This is a genomic window from Haloarcula vallismortis ATCC 29715, assembly GCF_000337775.1.
GTDB lineage: Archaea > Halobacteriota > Halobacteria > Halobacteriales > Haloarculaceae > Haloarcula > Haloarcula vallismortis.
Genome location: NZ_AOLQ01000061.1, coordinates 16,921 through 32,976 on the forward strand (window position 1 = coordinate 16,921; position 16,056 = coordinate 32,976).

Here is a 16,056-nt window from a genome sequence, read left to right on the forward strand (position 1 = left end):
ATTAGTGAATGTATCGCGGAGGGTCGTCTCTCGACTCTCGATCCCGACTCTGGCGTTGCGGATCACGGAAAGCGTCGTCTCGTTCGAACTCTCCGCTCTCGTCCTTGCCGCCGTCCTCACCAGAGCCGGCATTGGCGGTGGACCCACTACCGCCACCACCAGAGCCGCCTCGGCCGCCGCCTTCGCCGCCGTCCGTAATCGCGTCGCGAAGACGGGAGCCGGTCGTGTTGAGGCGTTGGCCGGTAGCGTGCGCTCTGGAGTCACCGGAGTCCAGTACGTACTGCCCGCCGCTCTTGACGGCCGGTTCGTCGCGTACTCCCCGGACGAAGTTCTTCCCCCCCTGAGTTGCCGACTGTACCCGTTCCCGACCTCTCGACAGCCGCCCACGAGCCTTCTGTGCCGAGACATGCCGAGCCGCCCGATCAGCGATGAAGAACAGGGCCCCTGCCTGCCAGAAGAGGATGAACGGCGACGCCACGGCCACCAGCGGGATGATGAGCGCTGTCAGCCACGCCCCGAACTCACCTGCGGAGGGGCCGATACTGGTCCCGAGGATATCACCTAGCCGGAATAGAAGGGCAACTGGAACCGTCATAAACAGGAACGGGACGTAGAACCCCGCGAGCTTCTTCATAAACTTCGAAGCCAAGGCGAAGGGACCGACTCCGGGAATCCAGAAGACGATGAGCAGCGGCATCAGAAAGACGAACAGGTAGAGTGCGAGGTGACGAGCGAGATAGATCAGACCGATGAGAACGAACAGGATGAAGTTCGTCGACAGGGCGACGACTATGCCGAGGACTCCCATCGTCGAGAACGACAGGGTCTGGAAGAGGGTGATATCGGAGACAGAGGGAACAAGGAACCCCGCCAAAGCATCGATAAACCGCAGCGAGAGGGCTGCGATCCACCACCACGACAGGATGCCAAGTAGACCCGAGAAGGCCCGTTTCTTCAGCTTCGAACGATGATAGCCGTTGAACAGGTGGCTCGTCGACTCGAGGAAAATCACAATTCCAATAGAGAGTCCATACAGCGTGAGAGTGAGCGGGATCATCGTCTCCCAATAGAAATCGTAGATTCGAGGCCAGGCACCGTTCGAGGGAGCACTGAACACAGAATCGGGGTGTGGGGTTCCCACGACAGTTCGGAGAACCGCATCGCCGTGATTCTCGATGACCGTCCGGATCGGGCTAAACAGAATCCGGAGCAATTCCTGAATTGCCCCGATAATGATATCACCAAGAGCACCTCCATCGCCACCCCCGTCGCTTTGTGCAGCCACTGGAACCGGTCCCAAACCCACTAATCCGACAACTCCTGCAACAGCGGAGAGTAATCGTCGACGAACCCTACGCATCGTCACCACCACCACTCAGTAGCTCAATGTCGACGTTCTTGCAGGGATGCTGAACGGCGGCCTGATCATCGATGTGGTAACCACCGGATAGATCAGCGCGAACCGGCTGTTCAATATCACCGTGTGGGGTCTGGACGACAACAGTCAGTTCGATAGAATCCCCCTCACACGAAACCGAATCGTCGTCACTGATGATCAGGACTCCACGTCCCTTCAGGAACCTCTGCTCTGTGTCGGGCTGAAGGAATTCCTGTTGCGGGTTCTGAGGAAGTTCAAATCTCGTATCAGCGACTCCGTCACCTTCGATAACCTCTGGGGCATTCGAATACGGGGCGTTTCGGAACCCAATATTGTAGACCCACGTCGGTCCAGGGCCGGTATTTTCAACCGTGACGAACAGCCGCCCGGTACTATTCTGGTCGTCTTCATCGACCTCTGGTTGGACATCAGCGACGCTAATCTCCGGTTGGAGGTCAATTGACATCGTATCCGAAGACTCGCCCCGGACGGCGACCAGTTCGTATTCACCAGTATCGTAGGAGCCGCCGGATTTGTACAGGATCTGGAGTTCTGCTGTCGTTGCTCCTTCCGCAACTGCTGTTTGTTCAAACGTGCTTCCGTCCTGGGCAATCAGATTGAGACGGTCGACATCGTGATCCTCAGTTAGGTTCACGACAAGGTTGGGGCCCGAGAATTCGACTCCCTTGAACACGGAATCTGCTGGCGGTGACGGTGAACCTGTGGACGATTCCGTCCCATTGCTGGGGTTGTTTGTCCCTGAACACCCGGCGACGCCGGATAAGAGAGCAGTAGCAGACCAGGTTATGAGACGGCGTCGGCTGATGGATCGTTTCTCTTTTCGGTCGTGGGGTGTAGGATTGTTTCTGGACATCATAGTGACCTCCATGGGGGCCAAATCCGCCAGCCGGTGATGCGGTCGACAAAGAAGACCGCTAAGAGGAACAGCGAGACAGGGACGCCAATTCGGAAAAGCATCGATAGGATTTGGAGTACCGTCCCCTGCAGCAGGACGGTATCCGAATCGCCGGTATAGCCCGGTGGGTTGAGCCACCAGTGGCCGGGTTCATATCGCGCCGACACCCCGCCAGGAGGGCGTTCAAGCGTCGTCGTGACGGTTCCGTTGCCGGTCGTGTTCAACCGCTGTCCGTCGACGACGACGTATCCGTCCCGTTCGTCGGTGTTGATTGGGGCGCCAGTATCCGCGTTCTGGAGGGTGACCCGGACGGTGACGCTGTCTTCGGTCTGATTCACTACTTCCAGAGTGAGATCGCTCTCGTAGATCTGGATCCGAGCGAACTCATCTGCTGGCCGTTTTGCCTCGACTCCTCTAACGAGTCCCCACGCGCGGACGGTTTCGGGTTGCTCGTCGGTCGTGGCGCGTGTTGCGATGCCGTAGCTGGCCGTGTACGGTTCAGTAAGGATGTCCAAGTGAACGTCCGACGGGAGAGTCGGCGGCGACGTCGACGTGCCGTACACGTCCAGTATCGTCACATTCCTCCGGGGCGACGGAGTTGGTCCTGTCTCGATAGGGTAGGCGTTCACCTGGAGCGGATGAAGCGGTGAGTGGGCGGTTCGCTCTCCATCGTCTGAGCTGTAGACCAGCGTATCCCAGTCTTTGTCCCGGGCCGAGTAGAACCGCCAGACGCCCCGGACGTCACCGTTGGGCAGCTGGTAACCGAGCCACGGTTGATTCTTGTAGACGACGAGGCCGAGATCGCCGTTCGGATACTCGGCGATGAATCCGGAAACCGCGAGATTGTACTTTGTGACCTCGATGGAATCGGTCACCGAGACGTTCTCGGTGGGGTATGAAACGGAACTCTCCCAGTTGGTGCAGTCGCCCTCGTCGTTGTGGACGGTACAGACTTCGACCTCCTTCCGGAGCCGGACCGAGATGTTTGCCTGGAGCGTGAGACGATGCTCCTCGCCAGCGTAGCCGTCCAACGTGTATGACAGCGCCGGCGTATGAGAGCCGCCAGCCGTTGTCTCCTCATCACCGTCGACGAGCAGTTTCGTCTCCTCGACTTGGTGGCTCTCGAGACTCCAGTAAACGCGACGATCGCCAGAGGTGTCGTCTCGCGGTACTGCCACTCGGTAGTCGACAGTTCCGCGGAGCGTCCCGTTTGGAGCGACGTAGAGCGGCTGCCTAGACGACGAGAGCCGTGCTCGCGTGGAGGGTTGGGCGGCGAACACCTCAGCGTAGGCCTCCTTGATGAATCGTCCGCTGGAAAGGTCCGCATCGGGCGGGTGGATCGACACCGAGCTGTTGGTCGCGGGGAACTCCTGGTGATCGCCCCGGTTCCATTGCTCGACGGCCTCTGGCGGTGAGTCAAATGGGACATCGGTCCCTTCGCCCAGCTGCTCGACCGCCGACCCGTTACTCAGATTCGCACCGTCGGTCGCGCCGTCCTGATCCCCCGACCACAGTTTGTGAAAGGTCTCCTCCGGGACGCCGTGGTCGGTACTGTTCGGGGGGTGTGCGCCCACTGGCACGACGGCTGTCGATGCGACGAGGACGGCGGTCATGACGAGTGCGAATCCTTGTGCGTGGTTAGAATCCACAACTCGTGCCACCGACCACGATGTTGTTCAGGATGAACTGGACGATCTCGGTCCCGAGCGGCGCAACGATCACGCCCCAGAGCAGGCCCTGATTCCGGACCGACTTCATCTCCTTCTTCCAGTCCGATCGGCGGGTGAACGGGATCGCGACGGTCGCGCCGAGCGCGAGGACGCCGCCGATGAGCGGGCCGCCGAACTGGATGATGGTGAAGATGTTCTGGATGGTATCGGCCATGTTCGAATCACAGAACGCGCTGCCTGGGTTCGACTGCGCGGCCGCTGTCCCCACGAACAGGACCAGTGGAAGGAGCGCCAGCAGAATCGGGCCGATGGACCTGTGGATGATCCGAATTGCGGATGTCGATTCCTCAGTACGAGACGGCGTCTCACCGGAGGGGACCTGAGCACACATCGTATGTGGCAAGGTGGAGAACAACCAAAAGAAGTCAGAAAATTTGGATGAATTTGGAGGACTTCAAAGTTCTCCAAGTTCTCTAGAGAAGTTTCTATTCTGGTGGGATATATGCGACCGCATAGCCTGGGTCGAACTAATGTCAGACGCCGACACAGCACCCAGCACCGGCAGCTCTGGCTCGGATGTCGACGACGATGTCGCGCGAATTAATATGCGAATCCCGCAGGGGAAATACGAGTGGTTGCAGGAGGAACTCGACTCCTTCACAAGCGATACTGCTCGCTTCCAGTATCTCATCCAGTTCTATTCCGATCACAAAGAAGACGACACCGACTGTTCCTGACCGGCCGCAGGTGGAGAGGCAACACTAGACCTTCAGCGGGGCAACGATGAGCAGCGGGCAATCCTCGCCCTCGAAATAGTACTGCTTTACCGTCGTTGCGTCGTCGAACTCGTCTGCATCCTCAGGAAGGGTGATCGTACGGGCGCTGCTGTGTTCGTGGATCGAGTAGATGCCGAGTTCGGAGAGGTCCTCGCACTCGGCGGGATCCAGTTCTCTACTGACCGCCTCGAGCCATACCTCAACTGACACGGAGGGCCGCTCGTCCGCATCAGCTTCGGGGTGGTTACTGCGGGGACTCGCTTGTGACATGATACATTTTCACATACTTGCGCCATATCTACTAAATATTGACGGCCAACGTATTTCTTCAATTCAGATTATGTAACTAATGAAGTGGTTGTCTGACGCGAACCAGATATGCGTCAAGAAGTGTTGCTAAGCCGCTTCGAGAAAAGATTGGATATCGGAACCAGTCGGGAAAATCAAAATTATGAGGGGAACTGCCACTAACGACCACCCAACCGGATCCAGCTGAGGAAGTGCATACAGCGAGAGATAGCCAGCAATACCGAGTACGACAAATGGGGTATAGAGAAGGGTCGGGGCGACGGACCCAATCCGAATCGCAAACCTGGGCGCATCGCGTTCGTAGACAGCGTCGACGTACGGTCCACGGCGATTCACACCAAACGAGACTGATTCCGCGTAGAAGCTATGGACTACGTAATGGGCCGATTCGTGGAGAATCCACGCGATGCCGCAGGCTACCAGATAGACACCAAATATCAGCACTGTCTCGTGGAGCATCGTGGCTCAGTCCTACACAGCACAAAATGGACGGAGGTCGTAATTAAGCCTGAAGGCTGGACTTGAACTGGCAACGACTTAACCAATAAGATGGGATGTATCCAGCGTTATGTTGGTTAAGATGATGGCTCACGTCGACTGAGAGGTCAGTTACTCGATCTCGATGACTTCGCCGTCTCCGTCCTGGAGCCGTTCTCGGATCTCGGACAGCAATTCCTGACCTTCATCGTATAGATCATGGCCATCCTCTAGCGGTACCTCGTCTGCATCGAGCTGCTCGATGATCTCCTCGACGCGATCCATACGCCGGCGGATGTCGGAATCCTTTGCCATCCTTAGATCACCCCCAGCCAGAGTGCGGTGATGAGCAACAACAGCAGAACGAGCACTACGATTGCGGCCTTGTAGTAGACCGGTGGGAGCCCCTCGGGAGCAGTCGCCTCCTCAACGGCTTCAGCCAGCTCCTGTTCGTGCTCGTGCTCCTGTTCGAAGGTCTCGTAGGCGGTGTCAAGCTGCTGCTCTAGCGGGTCAATTTCGCTGGCAAGGAAGTCATTCCGCGACTTCACAATATACTCGCCGGCGGCCGTCGGGGTGATCGCGGCCATATCCGCCACCCGGTCTGCGATCAACCGGTCGTCAGTATGGCCGATTGCCGTGACGATCGGCGTGTTCGCGGTGAAGATCGCCTCTGCGACTCGCTCAGTGTTGAACGCTTGGAGGTTCGAATCGCTCCCTCCGCCCCGTCCGACGATAATCGAGTCGACGTCCTCCGACCGGTCCAGATGGTGAATGCCGTTCGCGATGGACGTCGGTGCCTCCGACCCTTGGACGGTCGCATCCTTCACCAGGATATCGACGGTGGGGTCCTGCTCGTGGATCGCGCTCTGGATGTCGTACCGAGCATCTCCTCGAAGAGAGGTGACGACACCGACCCGTTCCGGGAACGCCGGCGGGCGCTGTTTCTGCTCGTCGTCGAACCAGCCACGCTCTTCGAGTTCGCTCTGCAGTCGCTCGACAGCAGCTGCTTGGTCGCCGTCGCCGACGACAATTACCTCCCACGGCTTGAGGTCGATTTTCCCACCTTCAGTCCAGTAGTCGATATCACCTTCGAGGATAACCTCGGTCCCATCTTCGAGGTCGGCATCCATATTCCGATAGCGGTTCGCCCAGATCATACAGGGCAGCTCGGCGTCGCCGTCGGTGAGGGTAAAATAGAGAGCCGTACTGTTCTGATGGAGATCCGTGACCTCGCCAACACAGCGGACACCGTCGAGAGCAGGCGCGTCCTCGACCACCGACGCAATCCGGTCGTTCAGCTGTGATACGCTGAGCACCTCTCCCGCGTCGGTGTCGGCTGCCTGCCGCTCAGTATCCGGTGCCTCCGCCATACACGTCTACTAACTAATGAACAAGAACGTCAAAAAGGTACGTTTGAGTGATGGGGATAGCTGCGTTACGCGGGCTTACAGATCGCGGGGCTGGACCGTCTTCCGGTCGTTGGCCTCGGCACGCTCTGCGGCGTCGTCGAGCAGTTCGGCGACCTCTTCGTTGAGGGCGTTGTAGAAATCGGCCGAAACGTTGTTCTCCGACAGTGCATCCTTCACGGCTGCTTTGACGATTAGGTCAGACATTCCGTCATAAGATTCACCAGCTACTATATAAACAGTCATTCTTTGTATCTCGTAGCTCTCGGAGGATTAGTATGGAAGAACTCGATTTAGAGAACCCGTTGGCAGACTTATGGCGTCGCAATTTCGCATTTGGCTACTGGGATAACCGAATCAAGAAACTAAACCCCTACAATCGCTACGACGGGGTGGACTCGCTCTATATTCTAGCTCAATTATCCGACCTATATGCCCACTTATTCGCAGTGAATGCTCGGAACCCAGAGCAGCCCTAGATGATGGTGAAAGAGGATACCTATACACGGGATATCACCAGTGTCCTTGATGAGCTTACAGTTGAGATTGATGACGGCGAAATGGTTTCCGTTAGCCGCTTAGCGGAGGAGCCGGAAGATCTAATTGAGTTTGAGCAGGTCATCGATGAAATAGATGCAACAGACCAGGAGATGATCGCACGAGAGTTCTTGGGGTGTTCCGCAGTCTACGACGAGGAAACAAATGAATTAGACTTCGTTGAAGATCCCGACCTACATATCGCAGCTGCGAATGCCGCCCTCAATTTTTGGCGAGGATTCCGACCGCTACTGAATGATTTGAAGCACGGGTTTCGCGTTCTACCAGTCACAATCGCGGATATCGAGTGGCTTTGGCAAGAGGGGCTTTTCGGACAGCTGGATACCGAGGTTGAAGATCTAATAGACGACATGGAAGCTGTACAGCAGGACCAATGGGGCTTCTTTTTCCTTAGACTCCAAACGGAGTCGCTGGGGAACCGACATTACGACGCTGAGTTGAATCTCTACCATGTGAATAGTGAGGTGTGCAAGCAGATGTCGAAGGTGATTTTGAATCTCATCTACAACCTGATTATGGGACGAGAAGGCGGACAAACTATAGCAGAACCGATGTCAGAGGCAATAGAGCAGTCCAGTTCTACAGATGTCTACTCAATCCAGACCTTAGAGCATCTGATTACGATGAGTCTCCAGGTAGAGAAGCCTACGTGAGTTCTTTTTTGGAGTCCATTCGGCTGTTTTGGAGTTCTCGATTTTACCGCCTCTACGGATCTATCTGAAAGCAGTCCGGGCAATAGTCCCAGTCCACCTGTTCGTGGTGAGAGCGGTTGTTACACTTTCGCGGATTTCCGTTTAGGTGGTCCAATCCCCAATCCGGGTTTGGAGCTTTTCCGAACAGAATTGTCGCCTCCGTCTCTCCCTGCCCGGTATGGTTCGTGAGAAGGTGAACAGGGCAGTGCTGGCATTCCCAGAGCGCGACGTCGACGCGATCATCGTACCTTCGCTTAATGACTTCCTTTCTCGTCCATTCGTGAATGCCGTGTGGTCCGCGACACGGTGCGACATCGGTACGGTTTGCTAATGCGCCCTCAAACGACCGTTCACGACCGAACGAGTCCCCGTTCTTCCAGTCGTCAAAATCGTCCGCAACATCGGGATAGGGGATAACAGCGTCGCGAAGAACTTCGATGTCGACCTCTGGTGCGAGCACCCCCTCGTAGTCGTACACGAATCTGGTGAGTTCGTGATCGTACCGCCGGCGTGATCCGCACCACCAGCAGTATTCGTATTCGTACCCGTCCGGATGTGCATATCCTGGGACTGGGCTCCAATTGTGGCTCCCGTATTCGTCGACGAAATGGCAGCCTCGAGATTTCTCCTCCCAGTCGAGATTCGCTTCAACACGAGTGTCGAACTCCCACGGGTCGTACTCACGGATGCTGAAAGCACGCCCGTCGTCGGCTTGGAACACGCCATCGACGATCTGGTAGTCCAGCTGCTCGTCACCAAAGTCCTCAGACTCCAACCACGCGACTGAGTACCCCGCTGAAAGGTAATCGTGGGTGGTCCCTTCGATGTCCTTGCTGTGGTGCTTGTGTTGAACCTCGATGATGAGGCCGCCTCCGAAGAAGGGGTTTTCCTCATTAAACTCGACGAGGGCGTCAGCCCGTCGGGTCTCGGGAGTTGTCGGCGTCCCTGTTGCGTCGATTGTGATTTCAGCCCCGACACGTGCTGCATTCGGATATTGGTCTGCCAGCGTAGCGACCGCCAGTGCGGTACAGCGAGCGTGGGTATCTGATTCCCCCTGGCTCGCCTTTGAACAGGACTCAGCTGCGTCGTCGGCAGCGTGAAAGAAGTGGCGGGCACGGTGGTCGCCGTCGCGAGGATAAAGGATACCTCGGCACTCAGGACATTCGACGGGCTGCTGGTCATCGACCTGTGTGGGGGTGACAATCTTCCCGTCGTTGAGTGCTCTGAACGGCACGGTCAACTGAACCAAAATACGTGGATTGCTTGAACGTTCCGCTGTTTCGGATTACAGATCATAGGAGGATATGCCGAGATGAAATGAGAACGAGAATTCTATTTTTCAGAGAACGGATGGTGTTCTCCGTGGCATTCTGCACAAAGTGTCTCTAAGTTCTCTACAACATCGGCATCGGTCGGGTCTTCAAATTCTGCAATATCAGTCAAATGATGCACGTTCAATCCAACACCAAATTTCTCTTGATGCTCTTCTTCAGAAATTCCACACGATTGGCACTCATAATCATCTCGTTTTAGTGCCTGTGTACGGAGTTCTTTCCACTCTGCGCTTGCGTAGTGTTTCTGCCGAGAGTCACGACTTGCCGTAATGGACGGGTCAGGACCGTCAATATTCGCTCTATTCAGCGCTTCCGACCAGCTCCCAAATCGGTACTGGTAGGTTTGACTACTGTACTCGCCGGCGTGATCCATCATTCGAACCGACGCTCTGCCTGTCAACTCAAAAACTCGCCAGAGCTCACTAATGAGATCCCACTCGCTGTATCGTTTTGATCCATCCGCATCGTGATCGTACCTTCCAGGTTCAAGATCAGTCAGCCCAGCGAAGACAGCTGTACCGTACACGGAGCCGAATTCATTAATATAATCTTCGCGACTGTATCCATCTATCTCATCTAATTCGTGAGGCGTCGGCATTCGTCCAAGAGCGTTATGTTGACGCTGAAATCGATTGAGCATCACCTCACGATCTGTTTCGGGTGACTGTTCCCCGTTACTCGAATTCGTTGAATGTTGGTCCCGATCTGCGTCACGAGAGGAGGTCTCAATAACTCTCTTCCTAGCTTCGATTCGCGAGATTTCGTGGGCGTTCGTCAGATGAGTCACCAGTCCATCTGAACTCGAGAAAGACTTCGAACACTGAGGACAATCCATCTGTTCTTGTCAGAACACCCGTCCGAAAAAGAAATATTGGTTATTGAACTCAACCTTTGCGGGTAATCGGGCTGGATGGAAAACCATCCAGCATAGAGTTTCCTTTAGATTCAGATCTTAGCGTTCACCGAGACTTATGGTACAACACGACCGTTTTTGAGGTATCATGCCTGCCATCGAGAAACCGCTTTCCGAAATAACAAAATCTGATCTCCAGAAACTTGTTGATCTCGGTATTCAGGAAGGAAAAGAAATCGAGTATAAAGAGTACCTCGATCTATCTACTGACGCGAACAATCACAAAGCAACTTTTGTAGGAGAGGCAACCTCCTTCGCTAACGCGCGAGGAGGCGACCTTGTTGTCGGACTGCCGGAGGAAGATGGGAAACCCTCGAAGGTAGCTGGTATCCCGCTTGAGAAAGGCATCGACCAAGCACTTGAACAGTGGAACAGTGTGCTCCGCCGGCAGACGGATCCAACGCTGCCAACAGCAGCGTTCAATATAGATGCTATTCCTGTCGAAGAGGACCGAGCAGTCGTAGTTGTCCGAGTCGAGCAGAGCTGGCGTGCTCCTCATCGCGTTGCCCTCAACGATCGTTTCTATGGGCGAAGTCCAAGTGGAAAGGTACGACTGGACACTGGGGAACTCCGACGGCGATTCCGTCAATCAGAGCAGCGAGTCGAACAAGCCCAGAAGTTCCGATCTGATCGAATAGCTAAAATCCAGGCACGGAACACTCCTGTTCCATTACAAGAAGGCCCCGTCTTGACACTTCACGTCGTACCGTTCACCGCGTTCACGCCGGGTGAAGAAATCAACGTCGAGCAAGCATCAGTTCTTAACAAAGGTGCACCACGACTGCTGGGCCCACGTCCGGAAGGAGAGATTGAACGTCATACTCTCGAGGGTCTTGTGACATGTGTTCTCGATCCTGCGGACGAACAACCCGCATATACACTCACTTTTCGCTCTGGGGCAATTGAGGCGGTTGCCACAGAGCTATTCCAGTCGCCTACTGGATCCCACGAACGACCGTCAATTGATGGGAGCGGGCTACGAGCTTCTCTTGAGGCAACTCTACCAAGATTCTGTAGGTTTCTCCTCCGACAAGATGTTCGGCCACCGTTCGCGGTATTTCTTACTGTAATCGGTGCTAATGGCTATACTGTACAACGTCGCTCGGGGAAGAGAGAAAGCCGCCACGCTCTCGACCGCGATGTCGCTCAGTTACCCGAGCAAGTGATTGAGGGAATCGACGAGCCCGACCCAGACCCTCGAACATTCAGTAGTGAACCAGGTGTTCGCCCTTCCGTGGAAGAGCCATATTCCAACGTGATCGACGCGCTGATGGATTTTATCTGGCAAGCTGTTGGTCAAAATGGGGAGCCCGGTAGGTAACAGTCTAAGAGAAGAGGGAAGCTGAGAATAGTCGAAGCCGACCTCTCAGAGATGGCATCTCAACGCTATGTCGGTTCGACGTGGAGCACCTCATAAATAGGCGTTACAGAACCATCATTAGATGTGATCAGCCGAGGAATTCCAATCATCGAAAGGTCGGAATCGGCTTCGACATTCTCGAATTTGTGATCCATCTCGGCGTATCGGCCAGTAGCGACACACCTGAGTTCTTCCTCGTGATACGATACCGAAAATTCGACGACTCGTCTGGCTTTAGTACGCGTCTCGTCGATAAAGACGTTATTCAAGCAGTCGTCGTGACCACAGACTTCGAGGGTTCGGGCATCGTATATCGGTTGCCGAATACGTGTGTGATGGCCATCAGGACAAGCGAAACTCGTAGCTATCGCTCGGAGTTCAGCCGTGGGTTCTCCTTCAATCTGAACCGATGAAATCTCGGTGACCGTATTAGCATCAGAGACCATCCCTTCAAACGAGAAAAGATGCGAATTACGTCGATCGATATTGACGATATGAAGCGGGAGTAAATCGTACTCGGTGTCTGCTACATTATCTATCTCTTCCTCCGATACGAACTCGGTGAAACCCTGACGAGCAGCGTCGAATGCAACATCAGGGTGGCTACTGAGATGGTCTAACCCAATTTCGATCTCATTGTTAGCGAGGTGACGGGTATCTACGGTCAACCAGCGGTCTATTGGTGATTGAGCAGCCTTCCGAAGGTCTCTGTAGTCCCGACCCTCATACCGTTTCTTCCAATATTGCTTCCAGTGCTCGGCGTAGTCGGGGATGCTCATTTGTTAGAATCTCTCAGACAGTTCTGTGGGATCAGCAAAATAACTAGTCCAACTGAGTGATAAAGGACATCCAGACTTCGCATCAACGGCGTACTACGGCCGGGTCAGTCGTCGGTTTTCTCTAATTTCGTGTCGATCCCGGTGTTCTCGTCTGGACTGTCGCTTTTCTGTGCGACTGCAGCCATCGGATCATCAACATCATCCGGAAGAATTTCGTCGACGATTTCGTCGGCATTCAAAGAAGGCTCATCATCGGTTGGCATATACTGTAATTGCAGATATCCAGGGACAAAACAATTCCGGCGAGAAGAGCGAGAATGCCGAGAATGAAGCTATAGATCGCCCATTGAATGAATTTCGCTCGCTCGGTGATGACTTGGTCAGCCTCCTCGATCCATTCGGCGTATCCACGATATGTGACCTGAAGGAGATACTGGGTCTCGGAGAAATTCTTCTCGATAGTATCCTCTGCAAGGGACTTTTGTGGGCCTGTTTTGACGGGCTTATTCCGAAATGCAATACCGGCGAGGAGTATCGAACAAACGAAAGCAGATACCGATATCAGTGACCCAAAATTCAGGTACTCAGAAAGTGTGATCTGTGATGCAACAGAAGCGAGTATCGTGAGAACAAGCCCATTCAGCTGAATGATGCGGGTGGCCTTAGTCGATAGTTCGCCAACGTTTGTAAGCGATTCCTGGTGTGTACGCTGAAGATCATCTCGAAGTAATTTGAGTGTTTTTGGATTCAAATCAGGGGTATCTGAGCCAATCTCTGAATCAGAATCTGCAGCTGTGTTTCTCGAATCCGTTTTCTCAGTCGTCATAGGGAAAAATTTGAACGGAAGGTTATCAATATCGGCGGATGTGAAGAGCTCCCTCACTCGTCAGTAGATAGCTCAGCTTGCGAATCAATCTCGTTGAGTGCCTCTGTAGCGACATCACCTAATTCACCCGCCTCGATATGCGAATACCGCTCACGAACCATCTCTTCGGAGTTGTCGAGATACCGAGCTGCGACCGTGTACCCGAAGGCTCTGACGAGGACCTCTCCCATCCCGCGACGGCCACCGTGTGGAGCAAGATAATCGTGCTTCGGATGGTCGATGTCCACCTCCGCCTCCTGGGAGAGGCGCTGAAGGATCGACCGCGCGCCGTCTGTCGTAATCGACGGCGGTTGGATATCTTCATCCAGCGCCAACAAGAGGTCTCGAGTGTACTCCTCACGGCGCTCAGCAATTGCTTCCGGTCGCTCCCCTCGTTCGGCGAGCTCCTCCTGCACGAGCTCTGCGAGCGTCCGTTGGTCGAACGTCGGAAACACGGGCCACCGCTCCGTCGGTGGTTCCATCAGCTTCCGGTAGCTCCGCAGTGGCGAGATCACCGGATCAGGGAGACTGGCGGCATCCCACTGCTGTTTCTTCCGGTAGACGTCCATACTCCCGTCCTCGAGGGAGAGATCCTCCCAGCGGACACCGCGCCGACGCGGATCGTTTGGGTCTCGTAGGAGTTCCCCAACGCGGACAGCTGTATAGGCGAGGACGAACACCAAAGCTCGGTCACGAGCCGCCTTTAGTGCCGCGTAGCGCGCTCGCTGTTTGTCGAGGGGGTCAGTATCCTCCGGGAGTGTCGTGTACGCCTCGACGGCGTCGCGGGCCCGTTCGTCGACGTGGCGGGTGAGCGTGTGACGCTGTTCAGACGTCCACGCCTGCTGGTCGCCAGGCTTGCGACCGTCGTCCTCCGGCAGCGGCGCCATCGCACTCGCCCGCTGCGCATAGTGTGCCTCGAGGTAGCCCTCGTTGACGCACCAACCACACCACGCAGAGATATAGCGGTAGTAGGTTTGGACAGTATTCTGCTTGAGCCTCCGGTCGCCGGCGAGATGTCGAGCGTACTCACGGAAGACACGTTCATCGAGGTCCTCGAAGGTGGGCTCTCTGTCGACGTCGTCGGGGACGATCCCGGTCCAGTCGTCGCGACCGCGGTCGCCAGCGGCCCACTCGGCGAATCGCTCAAGCTCGCGGGCTGCATTTCGTCGGTAGTTCCCGCCGTCACCACCGCGGCCTTTCCCCTTGTCCTGGAGGTACCGCTCGAACGAACTTGCGAGCGACCGCCCGGTACGTTCTCCAGACGTCTTCTCGGAGGTCATAGGTCTTTGTTCCCGAATTGATAGTTGGAGCGAATTTCCTCGAGGAGATCTTCGACGATTTCCCAGAGAATTAGGGACGGTGTCTCGTGTTCGAACGTGATTCCCCAGCGGTCCTCTTCATCGTCGACTGAGTACTGGAAATGGGTCCGTCCGAGGTCGGGATGATCCTCGTCCTGGTGCCAGCCGGCGTGAAAGCCCGTGTTCGGGTCAGTGTAATTGATACGAAACCAATCGTGGGGGTCCTGCCGGTACCATTTGATGGTCAGTTCCGGTGAGTCAGAACCGGTCGGCGGGTCAAGACGAGCCGGATCGAAAATTGCTCGCAGCTGCTTGGCCTCGATATCGTCAGGAACGTACTCAACGGCTGTGATCTGTGGGACGCGGTCGAGGACGTCCCGCTTCAGCTGGGCGTAGAGATTCGCGTTCGGGTCACCACCGGGATGCGGGACCGACATCCGTTAGCTACCGGCCTCGGCGGGCTCTGTCGTCGGAGCAAGGAAGTCCCACTCGCGGATAGCGAACCCGACAATTTTGATGCGGCGTTGGAGGTGGTCCCACTCACGAGCGATCTCACGCCGCCGGTCTTCCTCGTCGGCGTCGAGGGTCTCGTCGGCAAGTGTCCCGCGAAGCTGATTCGGTGACTCGACGCCGAATTCCTCTTCCCAATCACGGATTTGTGCTTTCATCTCCGCGAGCCGGTCCGTAAGCTCCTCAACAGTGTGGCCGCTATCCCGCAGGCGCATCGCCTCCTGCATCGCTTGTCGCCGGTAATCGGGATAGTACGTGGTGTGGGTGCCGCTTTCGTCACGGTGGAGGATGCCGTCGCCGACGAGCCGTTTGAGGACGCGCTTGGTGGGTTCGTGTGACCAGTCCGCCTCAGATGCGATCCAGTTTGCCGTCCGCGGCTCCGACAGCTGCCGGGCGACCATTCGGACGCGATCTTCACCCGTGGTTTGACGGTCCATCAGGCTCTCCGAGTTCGATTCGTCTTCGGTCATACGCTACAGTTCGCACCCTATCTTAATATAGGTTGAGGTGGTTCGTTCTATATCGAAGTCAAGGTTCCAACCATTCCGTCGACGCACAGTGACTGGTTAAAAAGCAATATGGAAACCCGACCTTGGGAGCTCTACCCGGGGAAAGCGTCGTCGTGAGGCGGTTCCAGCATTCGTGCTTCACCGACAGCGCGGGGGTACTTCAAAGTGGTCGTGATTATTCGTGTAATCACGTCCAGACGAGTATTCGCTTGAAGTGCCGAATTCCGGTGGTAGCAGTGCTAATAGCTTCGAATATGTGATTATAAACTGTATGGCGCTATACTAAATCTGAGCCGGCGGTCTCGG

General features: G+C 55.6%; 19 protein-coding genes. 3 read left to right on the forward strand and 16 right to left on the reverse strand.

The window, feature by feature from the left end; translation table 11 throughout:
• Position 1 precedes the first annotated feature (1 nt).
• The 4 genes from C437_RS14725 to C437_RS14740 all read right to left on the reverse strand — a co-directional run bounded on the left by C437_RS14725 (position 2) and on the right by C437_RS14740 (position 4,355).
• Positions 2–1,285 (reverse strand): hypothetical protein, encoded by a 1,284-nt coding sequence (locus tag C437_RS14725; protein WP_004517780.1) that lies wholly within the window; start codon positions 1,283–1,285, stop codon positions 2–4.
• 67 nt (positions 1,286–1,352) lie between these two features.
• Positions 1,353–2,072 carry a hypothetical protein gene (locus C437_RS14730; RefSeq protein WP_004517781.1) on the reverse strand — a complete coding sequence of 240 codons (720 nt, stop codon included), beginning with the start codon at positions 2,070–2,072 and terminating at the stop codon, positions 1,353–1,355.
• A gap of 179 nt (positions 2,073–2,251) precedes the next feature.
• Entirely contained in the window at positions 2,252–3,943 is a 1,692-nt protein-coding gene (locus C437_RS14735; protein WP_241431694.1) for a hypothetical protein, read from the reverse strand.
• On the reverse strand, positions 3,933–4,355 hold the full coding sequence (locus tag C437_RS14740; RefSeq protein WP_004517783.1) for a hypothetical protein: 423 nt from the start codon (positions 4,353–4,355) through the stop codon (positions 3,933–3,935). The genes C437_RS14735 and C437_RS14740 overlap by 11 nt, the downstream gene beginning before the upstream one ends.
• A 139-nt stretch (positions 4,356–4,494) precedes the next feature.
• Between C437_RS14740 and C437_RS14745 the strand changes: the two genes are divergently transcribed.
• Positions 4,495–4,701 (forward strand): hypothetical protein, encoded by a 207-nt coding sequence (locus tag C437_RS14745; RefSeq protein WP_004517784.1) that lies wholly within the window; start codon positions 4,495–4,497, stop codon positions 4,699–4,701.
• A gap of 24 nt (positions 4,702–4,725) precedes the next feature.
• Here the strand turns inward: C437_RS14745 and C437_RS14750 are convergent, their stop codons facing one another.
• From C437_RS14750 to C437_RS14770, 4 genes are all read right to left on the reverse strand, one after another.
• Positions 4,726–5,010 (reverse strand): hypothetical protein, encoded by a 285-nt coding sequence (locus C437_RS14750; protein WP_004517785.1) that lies wholly within the window; start codon positions 5,008–5,010, stop codon positions 4,726–4,728.
• Positions 5,011–5,658: 648 nt separating this feature from the next.
• Positions 5,659–5,841, reverse strand: a complete 183-nt coding sequence (xseB, locus tag C437_RS14760) for an exodeoxyribonuclease VII small subunit (protein WP_049919836.1) — start codon at positions 5,839–5,841, stop codon at positions 5,659–5,661.
• A gap of 2 nt (positions 5,842–5,843) precedes the next feature.
• A complete protein-coding gene (gene xseA / locus C437_RS14765; RefSeq protein WP_004517788.1) occupies positions 5,844–6,896 on the reverse strand; it encodes an exodeoxyribonuclease VII large subunit in 1,053 nt (350 codons plus the stop codon).
• A 75-nt stretch (positions 6,897–6,971) separates the two neighbouring features.
• Positions 6,972–7,139, reverse strand: coding sequence for a hypothetical protein (locus C437_RS14770; protein WP_004517789.1), 168 nt, complete (start codon positions 7,137–7,139; stop codon positions 6,972–6,974).
• Between the two features lie 272 nt (positions 7,140–7,411).
• On the opposite strand from C437_RS14770, the gene C437_RS14780 reads away from it, so the two are divergent.
• Positions 7,412–8,143, forward strand: a complete 732-nt coding sequence (locus C437_RS14780; RefSeq protein WP_004517791.1) for a hypothetical protein — start codon at positions 7,412–7,414, stop codon at positions 8,141–8,143.
• 52 nt (positions 8,144–8,195) lie between these two features.
• On the opposite strand, the gene C437_RS14785 is transcribed toward C437_RS14780, so the two are convergent.
• Positions 8,196–9,416: a competence protein CoiA gene (locus C437_RS14785; RefSeq protein ID WP_004517792.1), complete on the reverse strand. Its 1,221-nt coding sequence runs from the start codon at positions 9,414–9,416 to the stop codon at positions 8,196–8,198.
• 98 nt (positions 9,417–9,514) lie between these two features.
• Entirely contained in the window at positions 9,515–10,351 is an 837-nt protein-coding gene (locus tag C437_RS19955; RefSeq protein ID WP_004517793.1) for a homing endonuclease associated repeat-containing protein, read from the reverse strand.
• A gap of 166 nt (positions 10,352–10,517) precedes the next feature.
• Between C437_RS19955 and C437_RS19960 the strand changes: the two genes are divergently transcribed.
• Positions 10,518–11,750, forward strand: coding sequence for an AlbA family DNA-binding domain-containing protein (locus tag C437_RS19960; RefSeq protein WP_004517794.1), 1,233 nt, complete (start codon positions 10,518–10,520; stop codon positions 11,748–11,750).
• Positions 11,751–11,815: 65 nt separating this feature from the next.
• Here C437_RS19960 and C437_RS14800 read toward each other — a convergent pair whose 3' ends face one another.
• The 6 genes from C437_RS14800 to C437_RS14820 form a co-directional block, all read right to left on the reverse strand.
• The gene (locus tag C437_RS14800; protein WP_004517795.1) at positions 11,816–12,568 is read right to left on the reverse strand and encodes a hypothetical protein; all 753 of its coding nucleotides are present in this window, start codon (positions 12,566–12,568) and stop codon (positions 11,816–11,818) included.
• A 104-nt stretch (positions 12,569–12,672) separates the two neighbouring features.
• Positions 12,673–12,831, reverse strand: a complete 159-nt coding sequence (locus C437_RS20385) for a hypothetical protein (RefSeq protein WP_160163019.1) — start codon at positions 12,829–12,831, stop codon at positions 12,673–12,675.
• Complete coding sequence (locus C437_RS14805) at positions 12,804–13,394, reverse strand: hypothetical protein (protein ID WP_139175327.1); 591 nt, start codon at positions 13,392–13,394, stop codon at positions 12,804–12,806. Before C437_RS14805 ends, C437_RS20385 begins: the two co-directional genes overlap by 28 nt.
• 53 nt (positions 13,395–13,447) lie before the next feature.
• The gene (locus C437_RS14810) at positions 13,448–14,713 is read right to left on the reverse strand and encodes a tyrosine-type recombinase/integrase (RefSeq protein ID WP_004517797.1); all 1,266 of its coding nucleotides are present in this window, start codon (positions 14,711–14,713) and stop codon (positions 13,448–13,450) included.
• Positions 14,710–15,168 (reverse strand): hypothetical protein, encoded by a 459-nt coding sequence (locus tag C437_RS14815; protein ID WP_004517798.1) that lies wholly within the window; start codon positions 15,166–15,168, stop codon positions 14,710–14,712. Before C437_RS14815 ends, C437_RS14810 begins: the two co-directional genes overlap by 4 nt.
• Before the next feature lie 3 nt (positions 15,169–15,171).
• The gene (locus C437_RS14820; RefSeq protein WP_004517799.1) at positions 15,172–15,711 is read right to left on the reverse strand and encodes a DUF7342 family protein; all 540 of its coding nucleotides are present in this window, start codon (positions 15,709–15,711) and stop codon (positions 15,172–15,174) included.
• Positions 15,712–16,056 lie beyond the last annotated feature (345 nt).